The sequence below is a fragment of the Streptomyces tendae genome (assembly GCF_008632955.1).
Lineage (GTDB): Bacteria > Actinomycetota > Actinomycetes > Streptomycetales > Streptomycetaceae > Streptomyces.
In genome coordinates, this window is sequence record NZ_CP043959.1 from 4,351,679 (window position 1) to 4,372,531 (window position 20,853).

Sequence of the window (20,853 nt, forward strand, 5' to 3'; positions counted from 1 at the left end):
GTATACTGATCTGTATACTTCTCCACCACCGTACACCGATCAGTGAAGGTCTGCGCGAATGGATCACGGCACCGACACCCCTCCCCTGACCCCGGCCGGGCGCCGCATCGTGGCGGCGGCCGAGGAACTGTTCTACGAACGGGGCATCACGGCGGTCGGCGTGGACCTGATCGCCGAGCACTCGGGCGTGACCAAGCGGACCCTGTACAACCGCTTCGGCTCGAAGGAGAACCTCGTCGCCGCCTACCTCACCGAGCGCGACCGGCGCTGGCGGTCGGCGGTCCGCGCGGCGGTCGAGGTGAGCGGCAGCGAGGAGGAGGCCGTCACCGCGCCCTTCGAGACGCTGCGCGCATGGAGCGCGACCGACACCCGGGGGTGCGCGTTCATCAACGCCCTGGCCGAGCTGCCCGATCCGGAGCATCCCGCGCACCGGGTCGCCACGGACCAGAAGCGCTGGCTGCTGCGCCTCTTCGAGGAACTGGCCGACGCGGCGGGCTGCCCGGACCCGGCCACCCTCGCCGCCCGCCTGCTCGTCCTGCACGAGGGCGCGCTCGCCACCCGGCCTCTCGGCCTCGGCACGCTCACGACGGCCACGGACCTGGCCCGCGACCTGGTCCGCGCCGCAGTCCGCGCACGCGACTGAGGCGGCTCGTCAGTCGGCGTCGCCGATGCCGGTCGCGGTGTCCTCCCGGACCACGACGACCGGGCAGGCCGCGTGCTGCGCACAGTGCTGCGCGACGGAGCCGAGGAGCAGCCCGGCGAACCCGCCCAGGCCCCGGCTGCCGACCACCAGCAGGGACGCGTCACGGGCCGCGCGCAGCAGCACGCTGGCCGGGGTTCCGTACTGCACCTCGGTGCGGACCTCCGCCGGCGGCCGTGCGCCCAGGGTCTCCTCGACGCACCGGGTCAGGTCCTCGCGCGCCCGCGCCTCCAGCGCGTCCTCGTCCCCGCTCGACGGGGGCAGCCAGCCCAGCGCGCCGTGGTACTGCGGGTAGTCCCAGGCGGTCAGGGCCCGCACGGTCCCCCCGGTGAGCGTGGCCTGGCGCACCGCCCAGCGCAGCGCCTGCCGCGAGGACGGCGAGCCGTCCACCCCGACCACGACGCGGTCCGCCGCCCCGTGCTGATCGTCCACGGTCTCTCCTCACCTGAGCCCGGGCGGCCGGCCGGCTCCGGACCGCCCGCGTCACACCCGGTTCCCAGCCTCCGGCCCGCGGCGGCGGTTGCCGAGCCCAGCGGGTCCGGAAGGGGCAGCGGGGAGGTGACCTCGGGCGCGGACGGCGGCACCGCGGCAGGTCTCCCCCCGCCGCGGTGCCGCTCGTGCGCCGGTGCCTCAGAGTTCCTGCACGAAGTACGGTTCCAGGGTCATCCAGCCGTTGCCGCGGGCGCCGTGACGGGTGCCGTTGTCGGTGCGGGCCAGGGTGTACCAGGAGTCGACGTAGTCAGGGTCGTCGGTCCACCAGTCGTCCGGGACCGCGTCCAGGACCGCGTTCACCAGCGGGATGTACGCGCCCTGGTCGGTGACGGTGAGCAGGACGGCGGCGATGGCCTTGGCGAGGTCGCGGTAGTTGGTGCCGCCGTCGTCCTCCATCATCACGGCGTCGGCCAGGTCGTACTTGTACGACGACCAGTTGACCAGGATCTGCTGGGGCCGGTAGACGACGCCGTCGCTGTCGAGGTACGGCATGTCGACCGGGTCGACCCGCACCTTGCCGTCGTGGCCGAAGCCGGTGACGAGGGTGTAGATCTCGGCGTCGCCCTTGATCCAGGGCTCCTGGTCGTCGGAGAGCGAGACCGCGGCGACGCGGGTGGTCCAGAAGCCGGCGGCGGCAGCGGTGGCCGACGCGTCCCGCAGCGGGGTGCGCCGGGCCGTCGGGGCGGTGGACCGCACACCGCGGCGGGCCAGCTCCTCGTTCAGGACGTCCAGGCCGGCGGCCAGCGCCCGGGAGCCGTCGAGGTCGACGACGTACACCGGGTGCGCGGGCGCCTCGCGCGCGTCCAGCGTGTGGATCCGGCCCTCGCTGTCGTACGCGGTGACGGGGCCGTCGTCGGAGGTGGCGGCGGCCACCCAGGGTGGCGTGCCGGCGGTGAGCGCGCCGCGCATCGAGGGGTCGCCGAGCCGCAGCCGCAGCAGCGGGCCGACGCCGGCGTCGAGGCCCTTGGCGGCGGCGATCCTGCGGTCGGCCGCGGCGAGGGTGGACCTCAGCGTGCCGTCGGCCAGGGCGGTGACGGCGACCTCGTCCGAGGCGAGCGCGGCCCGGCGGACGCGGGTGTTCCAGACGGGGTCGGAGAGCGCGCCGGCGATCGCCCGCGCGGCGAGGTCCTCCGCCGCGTGGACCTCGGACGCGGGAGAGGCCGGCGCGGGGACGGCGGTGGCCGGGGCTGCGGCGGCCTGCGGGGCGCCGAGGGACTGGCCGGCGCACAGGACGGCCAGGGTCGTCGCCGCGACGGCGAGGGCGCCGCGGCGACGGAGATGACGGGGTCTCACGTGGATCGAGCCTCCTGGGACGAGTGAAGGGTGGGGGCACTGCGTATGGAGCTCGTGAGCGTGACCGTGCGGGTGTCTATGCGGGTAGATACCCGCGAGTAGAGATGATGACGCTGACATGACATTCCGGCAAGGGGGCCTGCGCCACGGTGCGCCGGACGGGCGGTAGCGCCGCCCATGACGGTGCGGCCTGCCCGCGCCTCGGCCGCGTCCCGGCAGGATGGTGCGCCATGTGGCACCGGGGGCGCTCCGAGGGGCACGCGCGTACCTGGCGGACGCCGCTGCCGAAACCGCCGTCACGGGGCGAATCCGTGGGTGCCGCCCGGCGCGCGGTCCGCGTCACGGTCGCCGCCGTCGCCGGGTTCTACCCCGCGGTCGATCTGCTGGACCGGCCCGTGCTCGCGCTGTACACGCTGTTCATCCCCGTCGCGTTCGGGCTGCTCTCCCCGCTCCCCGGCTGTGGACGCCGGCGCGCCGGCACCGTGCTGCGCGCCGTGCCGGCCGCCGCCGCGCTGATCGTGCTCGGCACCTACCTGGCGGCAGCGAGCTGGGCCGCGGCGCTCGGGATGCTTCTCGTGGGGTTCGTGCTCGTGCTCGGCGCCTCGATCGGCTCCCGGGCGGCCGGCGTCGTCCCCGCGCTCCAGCTCAGTTACATCCTGGCCAGCTTCCCGCCCTACGCCCCCGGCACCCTGCCGGACCGGCTGGCCGGGCTCGCCGTCGGCGCGGCCCTTACCGTCCTGTGCGAGTGGCTGTTGCTGCCGGAACCCGGCAGCCGTCGTACCGCGACCGGATCGCCGGGAGCCTCGACCTCGCCGCGCACGCCGTACGGGAGCTGCTGCGAGGCGTCGCCGACGGCCGGGAGACGGCCGAGGCACTGCGGACGGCAGGCCGGGACCTGCGCTTCTCGAGGACACCGGCCGGCGGCCGCCCCACCGGAGCCGGCGCGCGGGACCGCGCGCTGGCCCAGGCGGGATACGCGACCCGCCGCTGCCTCGACCTGCTCGCCGTCCTCGCGCCACTGCTGCGGCCACCGGTGGACCTGCCCTCGGCCACCCTGCTGCGCGGTCTCGCGGCCGCCTGCGCCGACACGGCCGGCGCGTTGCGCGGGACGCGCCCGCGCCCCGACCCCGCGGGGATCGAGGAGATGACCGCGCAGTACGCGGCCACCAGGGGCGTGCCGTCGGACCTGCGCGGGGACCCGCACCCGCTGCTGAGCCGCCAGTCGACGCTTCTCGCCGTCGCGGTGTCCACGGTGACGGTGAGCGCGGCGGTGGCCCTGGCGACCGGACGACGGGGGCCGCTGCCCGGACTGCCGCGCGAGCAGTTCTGGTACGCCGGCGCCTCCACGGCCCGGCTGTGGTGGGTGCGGATCGCCGACCATGTCACGCCGCGCTCCGTCGTCTTCCAGAACGCCGTCCGCACCGCCTGCGGGCTGGCGCTCGCCCGGCTGGTGGCGGGGTCGCTGGACCTGTCGCACGGCTTCTGGGTCCTGCTGGGCATGCTGACCCTGGGCCGCACCACGGCGGGCGCCACCTGGTCCGCGGTGCGCGGAGCCGCGATGGGGACGCTGGTCGGATCGCTCGCGGCGGGTGCGCTGCTGGCCTCGGCGGGCGACGCGACCGAGGTGTACGCCGCCCTGCTGGTGCCCACGATGCTGGTGGCCTTCTGGGCTGGGCCGGTGGGCGGGCCCGCCTGGGGGCAGGGGCTCTTCACCCTGGTGGTGTCCATGGCGTTCGCACAGATCGCGCCGGTCACGTGGCAGCTGGCGGAGGCCAGGATCGTCGACGTGCTCACCGGCAGCGTGATCGGACTGGTGTGCGGGGTACTGGCCTGGCCCGCCGGTGCGCGGGCCGAGATGCGGCGCAGCGCGGCCGCCCTGTTCCGCACCACCGCCCCGTTGGTACGGGTCACCGTCGAGCGGACGGCGGCCGGCCACGCCGCCCCCACGAGCCGCGCGGACGCGGCCCCGACGCTGCGGCGCGCGCTGCTGCGATGGCGCATCGCCCACGCCTCGTACGCGCAGCTGCGGACCGAGCCCCCGCCCCGCCGCCCGGCGGACGGCGGGTCCGACTGGCTCGCCGCGCTCAACTTCGGCTCCCGCGTTCTGACCGGCACCTACTGGGTGCCCTGGTCTCCGGGGACGCCGTGGCCTCCCGACGCGGCGGCCTGGGCCCGGGCGGCGGCGGACGAGGTGGTGTCGGCCGCGCTGCGGGCGGCGGACTTCCCGGCCGGCGGTGTGACCGTGCGACCGGCACCCCTGCCGAAGGGAATCCTGGGGCGGATCCCGGCACCGTCCGTCTCCCACCTGGTCGACGTGGAGGTGTGGCTGCACGCCCTCGCCTCCGACCTGGAGCAGGCCGTCGGGCCGGGCGACGAGGGCCGGGACGGTCACCGGTGACGCCGCGTGGCCCGGTCGACGCGCGGGACCCGGCGCGTGCGGCGAGGATCGGGAGCAGGAGCCGGTGTCACGACGACCGTGCGGAGGGATGACCGTGGACAGGCACGGCCAAGGAGGAAGCAGCGCGGGAGCGCACTGCCTCGTCACCGGGGCGTCGGGGTACATCGGCGGGCGGCTGGTCCCCGATCTCCTCGAGACCGGCCACCGGGTCCGGTGCCTGGCCCGCTCCCCCGACAAGCTCCGCGACCACCCCTGGGCGCCGGACGTCGAGACGGTACGCGGCGACGTCACCGACGCCGCCTCCGTCGCCGCGGCCATGGACGGCGTCGACGTGGCGTACTACCTGGTCCACGCGCTCGGCACGGGCGGCGACTTCGAGGAGACCGACCGCCGCGCGGCCCGCACCTTCGCCGAGCAGGCGCACGCGGCCGGGGTGCGCCGCATCGTCTACCTCGGCGGGCTCACCCCGCAGGGCGTGCCGGAGCACACGCTGTCCCCGCATCTGCGGTCCCGGGCAGAGGTCGGCCGCATCTTCCTCGACTCCCCCGTCCCCGCCACCGTGCTGCGGGCCGCCGTCGTCATCGGCTCGGGGTCGGCGTCGTTCGAGATGCTGCGCTACCTGACCGAGCGGCTGCCGGTCATGGTCACCCCCAGTTGGGTGCACACCCGCACGCAGCCCGTCGCGGTCCGCGACGTGTTGCGCTACCTCGTCGCGTCGGCCACCATGCCGGCCGACGTCGACCGGGCCTTCGACATCGGCGGCCCCGACGTCCTGACGTACCGTGACATGATGCGCCGCTACGCCGCGGTGGCGGGCCTGCGGCGGCGCGTCATCGTGCCCGTACCGGTGCTCACGCCCCGCCTGTCGAGCCACTGGGTGGGGCTGGTGACCCCCGTTCCGGCGGGCATCGCGCGGCCCCTGACGGAGTCGCTGCGCCACGAGGTGGTGTGCCGTGAGCACGACATCGCCGCGTACGTGCCCGACGCTCCCGGCCGGCCGCTGCCCTTCGACGAGGCGCTGGAGCTGGCCCTGCGGCGGGTGCGGGAGGCGCAGGTCGCCACCCGCTGGTCGTCGGCCGCCGTGCCGGGCGCCCCCAGCGACCCCCTGCCCACCGACCCGGACTGGGCCGGCGGCAGCCTCTACCGGGACGAACGGCACCGGGCGGTGTCCGCGTCGCCGGAGGCGCTGTGGAAGGTGATCGAGGGCATCGGCGGCGAGAACGGCTGGTACTCCTTCCCCCTGGCGTGGGCGGTCCGCGGCTGGCTGGACCGGATCGTCGGCGGGGTGGGGCTGCGGCGCGGACGGCGTGACCCGCAGCGGCTGCGGGCCGGCGACTCGCTGGACTTCTGGCGGGTGGAGGAGATCGAGCCGGGACGGCTGCTGCGGCTGCGGGCCGAGATGCGGCTGCCGGGCCTGGCGTGGCTGGAGATGCGCGTGGAGACGGACGGCGCGGGGCGCACCGCCTACCGGCAGCGCGCCCTGTTCCACCCGCGGGGCCTGCTGGGCCACGCCTACTGGTGGTCCGTCTCACCTTTCCACGCCGTGGTGTTCGGCGGCATGGCCCGCAACATCACCCGGGCCGCGGCGGGCGGGAACGCACCGGGCGGCGCGACGGGTGCCGGACGCGTGCGGAGGACCCGCCGACGACGGGCGGGCGTCCCGAACTAGCGCCGGACCGCCCCCGCGGGCGTACCTGACCGGCGCCCCGGGCCTCCGCGCCGCCGGGAGAAGGTCACCGCGCCTTTTCCCGGGTACTCGGCGGCGGACGGTGCGGGCGGGCGGGCGACGGACAACGAGAAGAGGCTGTGCATGCGTGAACTGCGGTCGGCGACGGAGGAACCGGCGGAACGGGCCGGTGGACCGCTCACCGCCGACGCCGCCACCCGGGCCGTGGTGCGGATCCTGGGCGAGGTGCTGGACGCGCGGATGTCCGAGGCGTACGACGTCGACGCGGTGTTCGCCCGGGAGGTCGCGGGCCGGGTCTCCGCGTTCGCCCGGCGCGGCGGGAAGCGGCTGCGTACGGCGTTCGCCTGGTGCGGGTGGCGGGCCGGCGGCGGCTCGGGCGACCCGGTGCCTCTGCTGCGGACGGGCGCCGCGCTGGAACTGGTGCAGACGTGTGCGCTGGTGCACGACGACGTGATGGACGGGTCGCATCTGCGCCGAGGGGCGCCCGCGGTGCACGTGGACCTGGCGCGGTTGCACCGGGCGGAGGACATGGCGGGCAGCGCGGAGACGTTCGGGCACTCGGCGGCGGTGCTGGCCGGTGACCTGGCGCTGGCCTGGGCCGACGACCTGATGACGGACATCGTTCTCGACTCGCCGCACGGGCCCCGGGTGTACCGGGAGTGGCGGGCGATGCGGGGCGAGATGGTGGCCGGGCAGTACCGCGACCTCCAGGCGCAGGCGGCCGGCGCGTCCGGTGTCGACGAGGCACTGACGATCGCGACGCTCAAGAGCGCCCTGTACACGGTGGAGCGGCCGCTGGCGCTCGGCGCGTCGCTGGCCGGGGCGGACGAGCCGGTCATGACGGCGCTGCGGGCGGCCGGCCGCTGCACCGGGCTGGCCTTCCAGCTGCGGGACGACCTGCTCGGCGCCTTCGGCGACCCCGCGCTGACGGGCAAGCCGGTGGGTGACGACCTGCGCGCGCGCAAGCTGACGTATCTGCTGGCCGTCGCCCTGGAGCTGGGCCGGGCCAACGGGGACGAGGAGGCCGTGGCGCTCCTCTCCCCCGGCTCCGCCACCCTGCCGGACCGTGCCGTGGAGGGCGTACGGGCGGCGCTGGAGCGGACCGGTGCCCGGGACGAGGTGGAGTCGAAGATCGCGGAGCTGGCGGACTCGGCGCTGCGGCACTTCGACGAGACCGGCGCGCCGCCCGCGGTGCGGCGGGAGTTCGCGGCGCTGGTCGCCCGCGCGTCGGGGATCACCACGGGGTGCGTGCGGGAAGCGGTGTGAGGTCCGTGCCCGCCTCGGTCCGGCCGACTGGACCGAGGCGGGCACGGCGGTGCGGCGGGCGCGGGCCGTGACGACGGGCAGGCAGGGCTCAGGGCTGGTGGCGGGCCTGCTCGGCGGCCTGCCCCGCGGCGCCGGTCTCGGTGGTGGCGCCGCGGGTGCTGAGCCGGCCGCCGCCGGACTCGAGGTGGGCGCGGACGAACCACTGGAAGAGCTCCAGCCCGCGCAGCTGCTCGATGAGCATGTCCTGGGTGACGGGGTCGGCCTCCTCGGTCTCCCGCATCGCCTCCCGGTGGTCCTCGATGACGGACGTGTACACCAGGTCCAGCGCGCCCAGGTGCTCCATCGCCTCGGCCCGGCCGATGGAGTAGTCGTTCCAGGTCCGCGCGTGCACCAGGGCGCCGGGGGTGCCGTTGGGCTCGCCGCCGAGGGTGGAGATCCGCTCGGCGAGGTCGTCGGTCATGTCCCGCACCTTGTCGACCTGCGGGTCGATCATCTCGTGCACGGCGATGAAGTGGGGTCCGACGACGTTCCAGTGGATGTGCTTCAAGGTCAGGTGGAGGTCGTTCAGCGAGTGGAGTCGCATCTGCAGCAGCTCGATGATCCGTCCGCTGTCCTGGGTGCGCAGGCCCGGCACGGTGTACGAGGGGTCGCTGGGCTGTGACGGCACGGTGTAACTCCTTGCGATGGTCCGATGCTCGGACATCCAGATAAGCGGGTCATCGGGCGATTCCCCCGCTCCCCACTGCCGGACCCCCCGCATCTCACCGATCTGGAGCAGCCCGCGCCGCCGGCCGGCGGCTCATCCGAAGACGCACTCGACGTCCCTCTCCACACAGAGCCGCAGCACAACCACCAGCCGGCGCACGTCGTCGAGATGACGTGCGACGTCCGGTCCGCCGGAACCGTCGTGCTCCTGCGCCGCGATCTCCTGGAGGCGGGGCAGCATCGCGGCGCACCGGGACGGCGGGAAGTCGGGGCCGGCGTCGTCGGGGTGGTCGAGAAGCGGCTCGAGCGTGGTCGGGACGTCGCCCCAGGGACGTTCTCCGCCGAAGCCGTCCATCTCGTCGAGCTCGCACCCCTCGGCCCGCGCCGACCACCGGCGGAACATGGTGAAGCCGCCGTACGACCGGGCCACGTCCGGGCTGGTCAGGTCGCTGTCTCCGGGGAACAGCATGAGCCCCATCCGGTCCTCCTCGTCGGCCACGAGCGCGGGGCCGGCAGCAGACTAGCGCCGTGCGGAACTGCCCGGGGTGATTATCCCTTTGCCCCGGTGGGCGGTGCGTGGTTGGCTTCGCGGTCATGAGCTGGCTTCCGCGTGACTTCGTCCATCCTCTGCACGTCGGCATTCCCGACGGCGGGGGGCATCGGCTGCGCCCGATCAGTGGCGCGGACGCGCCGCTCGACTACCCGACGGTGATGGGGTCGCGCGAGCGGCTGTTCTCGATCTTCGGGCCCGCGTGGGGCTGGCCGTCGGCCACGATGTCGTACGAGGCGAATCTCGCCGATCTGGAGCGGCACGCCGCGGAGATCGAGGCGCACGAGTCGTTCAACTACACCGTCGAGAACGCCGAGCGCACCGCGCTGAAGGGCTGCGTGTACATCGATCCGCCGGAGAAGGAGGGCGCGGACGCCGAGATCTCCTGGTGGGTGGTGGACGAGGAGGTGGGCGGCGCGCTGGAGCGGGCGCTGGACGCGTTCGTGCCGCGGTGGATCGCCGAGGACTGGCCGTTCCGGCGGCCGCGGTTCATCGGCCGTGACCTGACCTGGGACGAGTGGATGAAGCTTCCGGACATCGGCTGACCGGTCAGGGCGCGACCGCCGCGGGGACGCCTCCCGTATCGCGCAGGCGGGCCGCGTCGCGGCTGGGAGGCGCGCCGAACTGGCGCCGGTACTCCCGGCTGAACTGGGACGGGTTGTCGTAGCCGACCCGGCGGCCGACGGCGGTGACGTCACCCGGGCGGGTGGCCAGCAGCAGGCGGGCCTCCTGCAACCGGATCTGCTTCTGGAACTGGATGGGACTCATCGCGGTCACCGCCTGGAAGTTGCGGTGGAACGCGGACACGCTCATGCCGGTCATGCGCGCGACGTCCTCCACCCGGAAGGCCTGCGCGTAGTGTTCGCGGATCCAGCGCACCGCCCGCGAGACATGGCTCAGTCCGCTGTCGGTCAGACCCAGGTGACGGACCGTCGCGCCCTGCTCGCCGGTCATCAGGCGCCAGAGGATCTCCCGTTTGAGCAGGGGGGCGAGCACCGCGCGGTCGCGCGGTTCGTCGAGCAGCCGCAGCAGTCGGACGATCGCGTCGAGGAGCGCCGCCGGGGCGTCGCTGACGGCGATCGCGGACGGAACGCCGCCGGCCCGCGGCAGGTCCCCCGGCCCGGCCTGCAGCAGCAGTTCGGCGATGGCGGACGGTTCCAGTACGAGCCCGAAGCCCAGTGCCGGGTGCTCGGCGTCGACCTGGAGGAACTGTCCGGTGACGGGCAGGTCCACGGAGGCGACCAGATACTGTCCGGGCCCGTACTCGTAGACCCTCTCGCCGAGGGCGAGTCGTTTGGCGCCCTGGGCGATGACGGCGAGGACCGTGCCGGACATGGAGGGCCCCGGGGGGTCCTGGCGGTCGATCCTCGATGCGAGGACGCCGTCGATGGCGGTGGTCGCGTCGGGGCGGGCGTGCCGCTCCAGCAGTGTGCGCAGCTCGTCCAGGCCCATACCCCCATTGGAGCACACCCGTAGCGGGTCTGAGTCCCCGCGGCGGCAGGATCGTGCATACAGCGGAGAGCATCGTTCTAACGTTTTCGCAGTTCAGCGGCCTTCAATGGAATCACCGCACTCCATCGGACGAAAGAAGGCCGACATGATCGCGCACTACGGCTTCCAGGCCACCCTGTCCGCCCGGCACGGCATGGGCGAGGCGCTGGTCGACGTGCTCCTGACCGGGCTGGACGAAGGCGGCCCGGCGGCGAGCGAGCACTGCGTCGTCTACCTCGTCTCGCGGTCCGCCGCCGCCCCGGACGTCGTCCACGTCATGGAGGGCTGGACCGGCGAGGAGGACCACCACCGGGTCTTCGCCGGTGCGGCCGCCCAGGCCGTCGTGGCCCGGATCTCCGGGCTGCTGGCCGGTGAGCCCGTGTACACCGACCACGTCCCGGTGCACGGCAAGGCCGCGTTCCCGGCCGCCGTCTGAACCGCACCGCGCCCGCCCGGCCCCGCACGCCCGGCCGTCACCCCGGCACTCCTGACCCGTCCCACCCTCCCCCGAAAGGCAGCCTCATGACCGTCCCGCGTCCCGCCCTCGATCCCGAGCTGCGCACCCTTCTGGCCGACATGCCCCTCGTGGCACGGCTCGACGACGAGATCCTCGCCCAGCTGCGGCAGCTGCCCCCACGCCCGTCGGCTCCTTCTCGCCGCCACCGCGCCGTCCGGCGCGAGGTCGACGTACCCGCCGAGGACGGTGCCGTCGTCCGGCTGTCGGTCCTGAGCCCCGCGGACCGTGACCCGGCGGTCCCCGCGCCGTGCGTGTACTGGATCCACGGCGGCGGCATGGTCATGGGCGACCGCTTCTCGCAGATCGACATCCCGCTGGAGTGGCTGGAGCGGTTCGGCGCGGTCGTCGTCACCGTGGAGTACCGGCTGGCGCCGGAGGCCACCGGCACCACCGCCGTCGAGGACTGCCACCAGGGGCTGACGTGGGTGTCCGGGCACGGTGAGGAGCTGGGCATCGACCCCGCCCGCATCGTGGTCGCCGGTACCAGCGCGGGCGGCGGCCTCGCCGCCGGGGTCTGCCTGCTGGCCCGTGACCTCGGGACTCCCCGATCGCCGCGCAGCTGCTGATCTGCCCCATGCTCGACCACCGCAACGCGACCCCCTCCAGCCGGCAGTACGCCGGGGAGCCAGGTGTCTGGACCCGGGAGACCAACGCGTTCGCCTGGCGCGCGGTCCTCGGCGACCTCACCGAGGGCGAGGTGCCCCCGTACGTCTCCCCCGCGCGGGCCGGCGACCTGTCCGGCCTGCCCACCGCCTACGTCGACACCGGCTCCGCCGAGGTGTTCCGCGACGAGGACGTGGCCTACGCCGCCGGCCTCTGGGCGGCCGGCGGTCAGGCGGAACTGCATGTGTGGGCGGGCGGGCACCACGGGTTCGACGCGCTGTTTCCCGAGGCGGAGCTGTCGGTCGCGGCGCGCCGGACCCGTACCGACTGGCTGGCCCGTGTGCTGCGGCAGGCCGACGACGGGAAGGTGACGACACGTCCTAGCGTGTGAACACCCAGAGCGCCGCGTTGATCCCGGTGGCGCAGGCCAGCAGGCCGGACGCGCAGGCCACGTGACGTCGCAGCAGCGCGCCGCGCAGTTCGGCGTACCGGGCCTCGTACTCACCGCGCAGTTCGTCGGCGCGGCGGACCGTCGTCTGGAGCATCCGACGGGTGAGGTCGATGCGCCGGTCGACGTAGTGCCGGGCGACGTCCTCGGCCTGGGCGGTGGTCAGCCACGGCATGTCCCCGCACAGCGCCTCCGCCTCCAGCCGCGCCTCGGCGAGATGGGACCGCGCCATCACGATGCCCTCCGCCTCGGCCGTGACGGCCGAGGCGTCGCGGGCGAGGGCGCGACGGGACCGGGAGGCCCGGGCCATCAGCGGTCGCCCTTGTGGCCGCCGGGGTCGAGAACGTCACGCTGACCGGTGTTCTCCGCCTGGTCGAAGCCTGCCAGGGTCGGGTGGCGCAGGTCGAAGGCCGGGGACTCGGAGCGGATCCGCGGCAGGGTGACGAAGTTGTGCCGGGGAGGCGGGCAGGAGGTGGCCCACTCCAGCGAACGGCCGTAGCCCCAGGGGTCGTCGACCTCGACCTTCTCGCCCTTCTGCGCCGTCTTCCACACGTTGTACAGGAACGGCAGGGTCGACAGACCGAGCAGGAAGGAGCCGATGGTGGAGACCGTGTTCAGCGCGGTGAACCCGTCGGCGGCGAGATAGTCGGCGTAGCGCCGGGGCATGCCCTCCGCGCCGAGCCAGTGCTGGATCAGGAAGGTGGTGTGGAAGCCGACGAACAGGGTCCAGAAGTGCACCTTCTCCAGCCGGGGATCGAGCATGGTGCCGGTCATCTTCGGCCACCAGAAGCTGAATCCGGCGAACATGGCGAACACCACGGTGCCGAACACCACGTAGTGGAAGTGGGCGACGACGAAGTAGCTGTCGTGGACGTGGAAGTCCATCGGGGGTGAGGCGAGCAGAACACCCGTCAGACCGCCGAAGAGGAAGGTCACCAGGAACCCGACCGCCCACAGCATCGGGGGTTCGAAGGACAGTGATCCCTTCCACATGGTGCCGATCCAGTTGAAGAACTTCACACCCGTCGGTACCGCGATGAGGAAGCTCATGAAGGAGAAGAACGGCAGCAGCACCGCGCCGGTGGCGAACATGTGGTGCGCCCACACCGTCGCCGAGAGGCCCGTGATGGTGATCGTCGCTCCCACGAGGCCCATGTATCCGAAGATCGGCTTGCGGGAGAACACCGGCAGGATCTCGGTGACCACACCGAAGAACGGCAGCGCCAGGATGTAGACCTCGGGGTGGCCGAAGAACCAGAACAGGTGCTGCCACAGCAGTGCGCCGCCGTTGGACGGGTCGAAGATCCGCGCCCCGAACCTGCGGTCCGCCTCCAGGGCGAGCAGCGCCGCCGCGAGCACCGGGAACGCCAGCAGCACCAGCACCGAGGTGAGCAGGACGTTCCACGTGAAGATCGGCATCCGGAACATCGTCATGCCCGGCGCGCGCATGCAGATGATCGTGGTCATGAAGTTCACGGCACCGAGGATCGTGCCGAAACCGGACAGCGCCAGCCCCATGATCCACAGGTCACCGCCCAGTTGGGTGGTGCGTTCACCGCCGCTGAGCGGGGTGTACGCCGTCCATCCGAAGTCGGCGGCACCCTCGGGGGTGAGGAAACTGCCCAGGACGATGAGACCGCCCAGGGCGAACAGCCAGTACGACAGCATGTTCAGCCGGGGGAACGCCACGTCCGGGGAGCCGATCTGCAGCGGCATGATCGCGTTGGCGAAACCCGCGAAGGTCGGCGTCGCGAACAGCAGCAGCATGATCGTGCCGTGCATGGTGAACGACTGGTTGTACTGCTCCTGCGACACGATCTGCAGCCCGGGGCGCGCCAGTTCGGCCCGGATCACCATGGCGAGCAGACCGCCCACGAGGAAGAAGGCGAACGAGGTGATCAGGTACAGGTGCCCGATCTTCTTGTGGTCGGTCGTCGTCAGCCACGAGACGACCACACGCCCTTTCCCTCGTCGTCCCTCCGCCGCGGGTACCGGAGAAAGCGGTTCAGTCGTGTGTGTCGCCATCGAGGTCCTTCGGTTCACAACGCGGGGATCCGGAGCGGGAAGGGCATCCACTCATGCCGCAAAAGGTGCAAACGGCACGGGTGGGTCGGGTCGACGCTATGTCAGGTGTCCCGGGTCCGCTTCTGACACTCCCCGACCGGACGGTGACTTTCACCCGTGCGAGTGGCGGTGGTGCGCGGGGACGACGGGCGTACGGCGGCTCGTTGCCCGGTTCCGGCAAGGTCGGCCCGCGGTCCGTGTCCGGCGGCGGGCAGTGTGGAGGGCAAGGGTGCCCGGTAAGGATGCGGGGCATGACCGGACGGACCGACTCGGGGAGGAAGGACGCTCCATGCCGTCCCGCGAGCGACCCCACCAGGGCGCACCGCCGCCCGACGCCGTGGCCGACGTCGTCACGCGCTTCGAGGCGTACGCCCGGGCCCGGGCGGCCCGTGACAGCCTGCTGCCGGCGGCACGCACCGGTCCGCGGCAGGAGGAGCACGCCTTCGCCGCCCTGCAGGCCGCCGTCACCCGGCTCCGCGACAGCCTGCGCTGACGGGGACGCCTCGCCGGGCGCGGGGACGCGTGTCAGCCGGAGCGGGTGCCGATCCGCACGGCCAGCAGGGCGACGTCGTCGTCGTTGTCGGCGGGCCGTGCCCGGCGCAGGAGTTCGTCGGTGAACGCCTCCACCGGACGGTGGGCGAGCGCGGCGGCGTTCCGGCGCAGCCGGTCCAGCCCGTCGTCGATGGAGTGGGTGGGCGACTCGACGAGTCCGTCCGTGTAGAGCACGAGGGTGGAGCCCGGCGGCAGGGCCGTCGTTCCGTCCACGCGCGGCCGGTCGGTGCCGGTGCCCAGCAGCATGCCGCCGCCGTCCGTGAGGTACTCGGTGACGCCGTCCCGGGTGACCAGCAGCGGGGGCGGGTGGCCGGCGTTGGTCCAGCGCAGGGTCCACCGTCCCTCGTCGTCCGTGGTCAGTGTGCCGAGCACCAGGGTGGCCATGGAGACGTCGGTGATGCGCAGCACCGCGCGGTCCACCCGCTCGACGATGCGGCTCGGCGGTTCCTTCTGCGACCAGGCGTAGGAGCGCAGGACGTTGCGCAGCTGGGCCATGCCCGCGGCGGCGTCCAGGTCGTGCCCGGAGACGTCGCCGATCACCAGGGCGGTGTCGCCGTCGCCGAGGGTGAAGGCGTCGTACCAGTCGCCGCCGACGTGGGAGGCGTCCGGCGCCGGCAGGTACCGGGAGGTCATCTCCAGGCCGGTGATCCGCGGCAGCTGGGGCAGCAGGTAGCGCTGCATGGTCTCGGCGACCTTGCGCTGCCGCTGGTAGAGGCGGGCGTTGTCCAGGGCCAGTCCGGCGCGCCGGGTGATGTCCTCGAGCAGGGAGAGGTCGGCGGCGGTGAACTTGTCGGCGCGTTCGGACCGGCCGAGGGTCAGGGCGCCGAGCACCTCGCGCAGACCGCGTATCGGGGCGATGGCCGCCGAGTGCATGCCGGTGGCCTCGAACAGCCGGCGCTGTTCCACGGCGATGCCCGAGTCGGGGGACCGCTCGTACGTCTGCGGCTCGGCGATCGTCGAGGAGACGCCCCGCAGGGCCCGTGACAACGGCATCGGGGACTCGGCGGGGACGGGGGCCATGGGCCCTTCGAGATCCCGGCGGACGACCGTCGTGCCGTTCTCCATGTGGACCACCTTGGTGCGCCACACCTCGTCGCGTTCGCTGATCAGGTCGACGACCGCCCAGTCCGCGAGCCGCGGCAGCACGAGGGAGACGAGACGGCTCAGCGCCTCGTCGACGGAGAGGGTGGACGTCAGCTGGGTGGTCATCTCCGCCAGCAGGGCGAGCCGTTCCAGCTCGTCGAGCGTCCCGCCCCCGGCCTCCTCGTGCCCGGGGAGGCCGGTGATGGTCTCACGGCGGTGGAAGAGGACGAGCATGAGGGTGTCGTCCGGTCCGCGCCGCACGGGACGATGTTCCAGGAGACGGGGAGCAGGGTGCCGTCCCCCCGCTCGAACCACTCCTTGTCGTCCTGGGCGGGGCGGCCCGCGAGGAAGGCGGGCCGCATGCGGCACCGGGACGTCGGCATGGACTCCCCGCGGGCGTTGCGGTGCAGCAGGTCGTGGGCGTCCGCACCGACGAGCTGCGCGGCGGGACGGTTCAGGAGCTGCTCGGCGAGGGCGTTGACGGCCACGATGGAGCCGCGTACGTCCACGACGTACGCGCCCGTGCGCAGCCGGGCGAGCATGTCGCCGACCGTCTTGTCGGGGCCCGCTCCGGTGTGTGCGCCGCCGGGGCCACGACCCTCCCGCCGTCTTCATTTCCCCTCCTCGCCACCTGTCGGTCAAAGAACGGTCACGGGACCCCACGGCTCCGAGCGCTCGGCCGGACCGTGGCGGGAAACCGGGAAGCACGACGCGACCCCTCTCCAGATCATCACACGTCCGGCGGGCACGCGGTTCTCCCGCCCCGATCCGCGCTCCCTCGCGCAGAACGGGACGAGGTACGTACGCGAGCGATCGGGTACAGGGGATGTACGATCCGCCCGCGTCGAGTTCGTAGGATGATCCGGCCAGCAATGCACCACTGGATGGGCGAGGCCAGGTCGGCCGCTTGCGCCGAGGACCCCGCCGAGGAGATTTCGTGTCCGAACCGGACAAGACGTTCGCCGTCACCCCCCGCCCCAGCGCCTCGGGCCCGTACGTCCTCGAGGTGGTCGGGGAGCTCGACCACCACTCGGCCCCGGTGCTGTCGGAGGCCGTCAACGAGGCCCCTTTCGGACCGCTGGGGGTGGTGCTCGACCTGTCCGGTCTGACCTTCTGCGACTCGACGGGCATCACGGTGTTCGTGACGGCACACCGGCGGTCGCAGGCGGCGGGGTCGTCGCTCGGTCTGGCCGGGGTCTCTCCTTCCCAGATGCGGGTGCTGCAGATGGTCGGGCTGGACGAGGTCTTCACGTTCCACGCCGATGTCGACGAGGCGGTCCGCGCCGCCCGGTCGCCCCTGCCCGAGGCGCACTGCTGACGTAGGCTGGCCATTCGGCAGACATGTCGATCCGGCGACGATTCGAGGAGAGAAGAAGCACACCGACCCTCGCTCTTCCCCGGGACGGAGTGAGCCGTGAGTTCCTTTTCACCAGGCTTCCGCGGACGCGGCAGGTCCTTCGTCGACCGCCTTCCGCCGGGGCAGTATCCGACCGAGTCCTTTCCCGTGCTGTCGGCGGGTCCACGCCCGAGGTGTCCACCGACACGTGGACGTTCACGGTCACCACGGAGCGCGGCGCGGAGCACCGCTGGACGTGGGACCAGATGATGGCGCTGCCGCAGGAGGAGCCGGTCCGCGACATCCACTGCGTGACCCGCTGGTCGAAGTTCGACACCCGCTGGCGCGGGGTCTCCCTGGACACGTTCCTGGAGGGTGTCGACACCGACGCCGCCTTCGCCGTGGCGCACAGTTACGGCGGCTACACGACCAATCTCCCGCTCGCCGATCTGCGCGGCGGCAAGGCCTGGGTGGTCCACGCCTACGACGGCTTCGCCCTGTCGCCCGAGCACGGAGGTCCGCCCGGCTCCTGGTGCGCACCTGTACTTCTGGAAGTCGGCGAAATGGGTGCGCGGACTGCGCCTCACGGCCGAGGACCGGCCGGGCTTCTGGGAGGGCGGCGGCTACCACAACTACGGGGACCCCTGGCGGGAACAGCGGCACCGGGTGACTGACACGCGGCCTCCCCGGCGTGGCCCGCAGGGGGACGTGCCGAAACCTGACCGCCGTGATCTTCACCCGTGCGTCGTCCGCGCGTTGTCACCCGCACGGACCACCGGGCGGTGCCGTGCCCCCGCCGCGCGTGCAGTGTCGTCTCAGCAGACTTCGCCCTCGCAGAAAGAGCGGTCATGAAGCACATACGGCACTGCGCCGCGCGGCGGACACTCACCCTCGCGGTCCTCCTTCCGGCCCTGGCCCTGATGACGGCCGGCCCGTCCGCGGCATCGGAGAGCGGGGTGACACCAGGCAGCACCAGGACGCCAAGCCGACCGTCGTCCTGGTGCACGGCTACTGGGCGGACAGCTCGGGCTGGACCCAGGTGATCGAGAACCTCCAGGCCGAGGACTACCGGGTGATCGCCCCGCGAACCCGCTGCGCAGCCTCTCCGGCGACGCGGACTACCTGGCCACCCTGCTCAAGACGATCGAGGGTCCGATCGTCCTGGTCGGCCACTCCTACGGCGGCGCCGTCATCACCAACGCCGCGGCAGGCAACCCGAACGTCGAATCCCTCGTCTACATCGCCGGGTTCGCCCCGGACAAGGGCGAGTCCGCGTTCGAGCTGGCGGCCAAGTACCCCGGCAGCCGCATCACGGACGACCCCACGGCTCCCGTGCCCACCGCGCTGAACGCCGTGCCGCTCGGCGGCGGCCCCACCGACGTGGACCTGTACCTCAAGCCCGAGAAGTTCAGCGACGTCTTCCTCAGCGACCGGCTGGAGGTGAACCGGGCCGCAGCCCTGGCCGCCGCCCAGCGGCCCGGAACCGTCGCCAGCGGCAACGAACCGACCGGGGCGACCGCGTGGAAGGACATCCCGTCCTGGTTCCTCGTGCCCACGGACGACCGCACCATCGGCACCGCCAACCTGCGCTTCATGGCGGAGCGGGCCGGGTCCACCACCGTCGAGGTCGACGGGCCGCACGCCGTCATGGAGACCGCTCCTGACGCGATCACGGACCTGATCCTGCAGGCGGCGCACGACTCTTCCCGGCCTGCCCTCGCCCACACGGGCAGCGCCGAGCAGCTCACGTTCCTCGGCGGCGCCGCCGTCCTCGCCCTGGCCACCGGCACGGGCCTCGTCGTCCTCGCCCGCCGCCGCACCTGACGCCGTCCCTCACGGTCGAGCACCGAGCGGGCAAGGGGCGCTCCCTGCCCGCTCGGTCCGGCAGGGAGCGTCCCCCGCAGTGGTGCCGGCCGTCAGGGCAGGGTCCACTTCTGGTTGGGGCCGGTGTGGCAGGTCACAGGTGGACCGGTGTGCGGTCGTTCCACGTACCGCCGAGGCGTCCAGGCACTTGCCCGACCGAGGATTACGGACCGTGCCGTCCGACTGCGCCGACCACACCTGCGCAGCAGTCCCGTTGCACGTCCACAACTGCACCTCGTCCCGTCCGCACTCCCCCGCCGGACACGTCCAGACACTTCCCCAACGCCCGCAACGTCCCGTCAGCCGGCACCGTCCACCGCTGCGCCGCCGACCCGTTGCAGGCGTAGATCTGCACCTGCGTCCCGTCCGCCGTCCCGCGTTGTCCACGTCCAGACACTTGGCGTTCACGCCCCTCACCTCACCGGCACGGGGGCCGGGGTGGCGCCGTCGCGCTGGAGGCGCACGTTGCGGAAGGACGCCTCGTCGCCGTCGCCGTGGTTCTGCAGGCCGATGTGGCCCTGACGCAGGCTGCGCGCCGGGTCGGTGTGGTGAAGTCGTTGATCTTCCGGCCGTTGAGGAAGATCTCCAGGCGCTCGCGGTGACACGGAGTTCGTAGGTGTTCCACTCCCCCGGCGGTTGAGAGCGGCGTCACGCGCGGCCACGTCGGCGGATCGGAAACCGTAGACGGCACCGGTGTGGTGCGGTCGGCGCGTCGGTGCGTCGATCTGAATCTCGTAGCCGTTGTCGACGGCGGACCACGGGTCGTCGGACGCCGGGAAGCCCAGGAAGACACCCGAGTTGTCGTCGCCGTGGAGCTTCCAGTCGAGCTTGAGCGAGTAGTCGCCGGTGATCTCCCTGTCGAACCAGAACAGGCCCATGCCGCCGTGGAGGTGAGGGTGCCGTCGTTCAGGGTGAAGCCACCCGGCCCGCCTGCTTCCAGCCCGTGGTGCCGGCGCCGTCGAACAGGGGGTGTAGCCGGTCTCGGGCGGCAGTCGGCCTGGGTGGTGCCGCGGCCCAGCGGATGCCGCCGAGCAGATGCCGGCGGAAGGCCGGGTCCGCGTAGGACTCCGCCGTGTGTCCGCCGCCGGTGTAGAAGGCGCGGCCTCCCGCGTAGTCCTTGCACCAGGCGATCGGGTGGTCCGCGGGCATCGTGCCGCCCGAGTAGCTGGACTCGTCCAGGGAGGCCAGGACGTGGGCGGTGGTGCGCGGGTTGGTCCGGTAGTTGTACCACTCGTCGGTGCGCTGCCAGGTGCGGCCGAGGTGCGCGGGTGGCGTCGTGCGCCCGGTCCTCGACCTTGACGGTGGCGGGCTGGATCGCGGGATGCGACTGGAACAGGGCGCCGGCCAGGCCTTCGTAGAACGGCCAGTCGTACTCGGTGTCGGCGCGGCGTGGATGCCGACGTAACCGCCGCCGGAGCCCAGGTACTGCTCGAACGCGGACTCCTGGGCGGGACCGAGGACGTCGCCCGTGGTGGACAGGAACACCACGGCCCGGTACTGCGCCAGGTTGACGGTGGTGAAGGCGGCCGGGTCCTCGGTGGCCGTCACGGTGAAGTTGTTCGCCGCGCCCAGGTCGCGCAGCGCCGTGACGCCCTCGTCGATGGAGTCGTGGCGGAAGCCCGCCGTCCGGGAGAAGACGAGGATCTTGTACGCGGGGTCGGCCGCCGGGGCCGCCGCTTGCCGCGCAGCGGGCGCGGGGGCGAGGGGCGCGGTGGCGGGGGCCGCGGCGGCCTGGGGCGCCAGGCAGAGCGCGGCGCCGGCGATCAGGCCGAGTGCTGCTTTCAAGGGGTACGCATCGTGGGTCG

Annotated in this window: 19 protein-coding genes and 3 pseudogenes; 11 read left to right on the plus strand and 11 right to left on the minus strand. The window is 73.1% G+C overall.

Annotated features, from left to right (window positions below; genetic code table 11):
• Window positions 1–58 precede the first annotated feature (58 nt).
• Window positions 59–643, plus strand: a complete 585-nt coding sequence (locus F3L20_RS19990; RefSeq protein ID WP_150155531.1) for a TetR/AcrR family transcriptional regulator — start codon at window positions 59–61, stop codon at window positions 641–643.
• Between the two features lie 9 nt (window positions 644–652).
• Here F3L20_RS19990 and F3L20_RS19995 read toward each other — a convergent pair whose 3' ends face one another.
• Window positions 653–1,132: a universal stress protein gene (locus F3L20_RS19995; protein WP_150155532.1), complete on the minus strand. Its 480-nt coding sequence runs from the start codon at window positions 1,130–1,132 to the stop codon at window positions 653–655.
• Window positions 1,133–1,330: 198 nt separating this feature from the next.
• The gene (locus F3L20_RS20000; RefSeq protein WP_150155533.1) at window positions 1,331–2,485 is read right to left on the minus strand and encodes a DUF3103 family protein; all 1,155 of its coding nucleotides are present in this window, start codon (window positions 2,483–2,485) and stop codon (window positions 1,331–1,333) included.
• A gap of 745 nt (window positions 2,486–3,230) precedes the next feature.
• Here F3L20_RS20000 and F3L20_RS20005 point away from each other — a divergent pair.
• From F3L20_RS20005 to F3L20_RS20015, 3 genes are all read left to right on the plus strand, one after another.
• Complete coding sequence (locus tag F3L20_RS20005) at window positions 3,231–4,883, plus strand: FUSC family protein (RefSeq protein WP_240810712.1); 1,653 nt, start codon at window positions 3,231–3,233, stop codon at window positions 4,881–4,883.
• Window positions 4,884–4,971: 88 nt separating this feature from the next.
• Complete coding sequence (locus F3L20_RS20010) at window positions 4,972–6,552, plus strand: SDR family oxidoreductase (protein ID WP_150155534.1); 1,581 nt, start codon at window positions 4,972–4,974, stop codon at window positions 6,550–6,552.
• Window positions 6,553–6,693: 141 nt separating this feature from the next.
• On the plus strand, window positions 6,694–7,836 hold the full coding sequence (locus F3L20_RS20015; RefSeq protein WP_150155535.1) for a polyprenyl synthetase family protein: 1,143 nt from the start codon (window positions 6,694–6,696) through the stop codon (window positions 7,834–7,836).
• 88 nt (window positions 7,837–7,924) lie between these two features.
• On the opposite strand, the gene F3L20_RS20020 is transcribed toward F3L20_RS20015, so the two are convergent.
• Together F3L20_RS20020 and F3L20_RS20025 are read right to left on the minus strand one after the other, a co-directional pair.
• Window positions 7,925–8,503 carry a Dps family protein gene (locus F3L20_RS20020; protein WP_145828249.1) on the minus strand — a complete coding sequence of 193 codons (579 nt, stop codon included), beginning with the start codon at window positions 8,501–8,503 and terminating at the stop codon, window positions 7,925–7,927.
• A 132-nt stretch (window positions 8,504–8,635) separates the two neighbouring features.
• Window positions 8,636–9,019, minus strand: a complete 384-nt coding sequence (locus tag F3L20_RS20025) for a hypothetical protein (protein WP_150155536.1) — start codon at window positions 9,017–9,019, stop codon at window positions 8,636–8,638.
• Window positions 9,020–9,135: 116 nt separating this feature from the next.
• On the opposite strand from F3L20_RS20025, the gene F3L20_RS20030 reads away from it, so the two are divergent.
• Window positions 9,136–9,636, plus strand: coding sequence for an N-acetyltransferase (locus tag F3L20_RS20030; RefSeq protein ID WP_150155537.1), 501 nt, complete (start codon window positions 9,136–9,138; stop codon window positions 9,634–9,636).
• 4 nt (window positions 9,637–9,640) lie between these two features.
• Here F3L20_RS20030 and F3L20_RS20035 read toward each other — a convergent pair whose 3' ends face one another.
• Window positions 9,641–10,543 carry an AraC family transcriptional regulator gene (locus F3L20_RS20035; RefSeq protein ID WP_150155538.1) on the minus strand — a complete coding sequence of 301 codons (903 nt, stop codon included), beginning with the start codon at window positions 10,541–10,543 and terminating at the stop codon, window positions 9,641–9,643.
• 145 nt (window positions 10,544–10,688) lie between these two features.
• On the opposite strand from F3L20_RS20035, the gene F3L20_RS20040 reads away from it, so the two are divergent.
• Together F3L20_RS20040 and F3L20_RS20045 are read left to right on the plus strand one after the other, a co-directional pair.
• A complete protein-coding gene (locus F3L20_RS20040; RefSeq protein ID WP_150155539.1) occupies window positions 10,689–11,018 on the plus strand; it encodes an antibiotic biosynthesis monooxygenase in 330 nt (109 codons plus the stop codon).
• Window positions 11,019–11,104: 86 nt separating this feature from the next.
• A pseudogene (locus F3L20_RS20045) lies at window positions 11,105–12,093 on the plus strand (alpha/beta hydrolase).
• On the opposite strand, the gene F3L20_RS20050 reads toward F3L20_RS20045, so the two are convergent.
• Together F3L20_RS20050 and ctaD are read right to left on the minus strand one after the other, a co-directional pair.
• A complete protein-coding gene (locus tag F3L20_RS20050) occupies window positions 12,083–12,460 on the minus strand; it encodes a hypothetical protein (protein WP_145828254.1) in 378 nt (125 codons plus the stop codon). The pseudogene F3L20_RS20045 and the gene F3L20_RS20050 overlap by 11 nt on opposite strands.
• Entirely contained in the window at window positions 12,460–14,175 is a 1,716-nt protein-coding gene (ctaD, locus tag F3L20_RS20055) for an aa3-type cytochrome oxidase subunit I (RefSeq protein ID WP_186568312.1), read from the minus strand. Before ctaD ends, F3L20_RS20050 begins: the two co-directional genes overlap by 1 nt.
• A 328-nt stretch (window positions 14,176–14,503) precedes the next feature.
• On the opposite strand from ctaD, the gene F3L20_RS20060 reads away from it, so the two are divergent.
• Window positions 14,504–14,707 carry a hypothetical protein gene (locus tag F3L20_RS20060; protein WP_150155540.1) on the plus strand — a complete coding sequence of 68 codons (204 nt, stop codon included), beginning with the start codon at window positions 14,504–14,506 and terminating at the stop codon, window positions 14,705–14,707.
• A 32-nt stretch (window positions 14,708–14,739) separates the two neighbouring features.
• Here the strand turns inward: F3L20_RS20060 and F3L20_RS20065 are convergent.
• A pseudogene (locus tag F3L20_RS20065) lies at window positions 14,740–16,391 on the minus strand (SpoIIE family protein phosphatase).
• Between the two features lie 395 nt (window positions 16,392–16,786).
• On the opposite strand from F3L20_RS20065, the gene F3L20_RS20070 reads away from it, so the two are divergent.
• The 3 genes and pseudogenes from F3L20_RS20070 (at window position 16,787) to F3L20_RS20080 (ending at window position 19,009) form a co-directional block, all read left to right on the plus strand.
• A complete protein-coding gene (locus F3L20_RS20070; RefSeq protein ID WP_150155541.1) occupies window positions 16,787–17,167 on the plus strand; it encodes an STAS domain-containing protein in 381 nt (126 codons plus the stop codon).
• A gap of 96 nt (window positions 17,168–17,263) precedes the next feature.
• A pseudogene (locus F3L20_RS20075) lies at window positions 17,264–17,845 on the plus strand (molybdopterin-dependent oxidoreductase); the annotation flags it as partial.
• A gap of 432 nt (window positions 17,846–18,277) precedes the next feature.
• Window positions 18,278–19,009: an alpha/beta hydrolase gene (locus F3L20_RS20080; protein ID WP_346768121.1), complete on the plus strand. Its 732-nt coding sequence runs from the start codon at window positions 18,278–18,280 to the stop codon at window positions 19,007–19,009.
• Between the two features lie 202 nt (window positions 19,010–19,211).
• On the opposite strand, the gene F3L20_RS34820 is transcribed toward F3L20_RS20080, so the two are convergent.
• The 3 genes from F3L20_RS34820 to F3L20_RS34830 are packed head-to-tail and all read right to left on the minus strand — an operon-like array spanning window position 19,212 to window position 20,833.
• On the minus strand, window positions 19,212–19,445 hold the full coding sequence (locus F3L20_RS34820) for a ricin-type beta-trefoil lectin domain protein (RefSeq protein WP_346768032.1): 234 nt from the start codon (window positions 19,443–19,445) through the stop codon (window positions 19,212–19,214).
• Between the two features lie 16 nt (window positions 19,446–19,461).
• On the minus strand, window positions 19,462–19,926 hold the full coding sequence (locus F3L20_RS34825) for a 3-keto-disaccharide hydrolase (protein WP_240810714.1): 465 nt from the start codon (window positions 19,924–19,926) through the stop codon (window positions 19,462–19,464).
• Window positions 19,927–19,954: 28 nt separating this feature from the next.
• Entirely contained in the window at window positions 19,955–20,833 is an 879-nt protein-coding gene (locus F3L20_RS34830) for a ThuA domain-containing protein (RefSeq protein ID WP_240810715.1), read from the minus strand.
• Window positions 20,834–20,853 lie beyond the last annotated feature (20 nt).

Bases quoted from the DNA above. Each gene is read 5' to 3' on its own strand.
- F3L20_RS19990 (WP_150155531.1), top strand. From the start codon at position 59: ATGGATCACGGCACCGACACCCCTCCCCTGACCCCGGCCGGGCGCCGC.
- F3L20_RS20010 (WP_150155534.1), top strand. From the start codon at position 4,972: ATGACCGTGGACAGGCACGGCCAAGGAGGAAGCAGCGCGGGAGCGCAC.
- F3L20_RS20015 (WP_150155535.1), top strand. From the start codon at position 6,694: ATGCGTGAACTGCGGTCGGCGACGGAGGAACCGGCGGAACGGGCCGGT.
- F3L20_RS20025 (WP_150155536.1), bottom strand. From the start codon at position 9,019: ATGGGGCTCATGCTGTTCCCCGGAGACAGCGACCTGACCAGCCCGGAC.
- F3L20_RS20030 (WP_150155537.1), top strand. From the start codon at position 9,136: ATGAGCTGGCTTCCGCGTGACTTCGTCCATCCTCTGCACGTCGGCATT.
- F3L20_RS20035 (WP_150155538.1), bottom strand. From the start codon at position 10,543: ATGGGCCTGGACGAGCTGCGCACACTGCTGGAGCGGCACGCCCGCCCC.
- F3L20_RS20040 (WP_150155539.1), top strand. From the start codon at position 10,689: ATGATCGCGCACTACGGCTTCCAGGCCACCCTGTCCGCCCGGCACGGC.
- F3L20_RS20050 (WP_145828254.1), bottom strand. From the start codon at position 12,460: ATGGCCCGGGCCTCCCGGTCCCGTCGCGCCCTCGCCCGCGACGCCTCG.
- ctaD (WP_186568312.1), bottom strand. From the start codon at position 14,175: ATGGCGACACACACGACTGAACCGCTTTCTCCGGTACCCGCGGCGGAG.
- F3L20_RS20060 (WP_150155540.1), top strand. From the start codon at position 14,504: ATGCCGTCCCGCGAGCGACCCCACCAGGGCGCACCGCCGCCCGACGCC.
- F3L20_RS34825 (WP_240810714.1), bottom strand. From the start codon at position 19,926: ATGGGCCTGTTCTGGTTCGACAGGGAGATCACCGGCGACTACTCGCTC.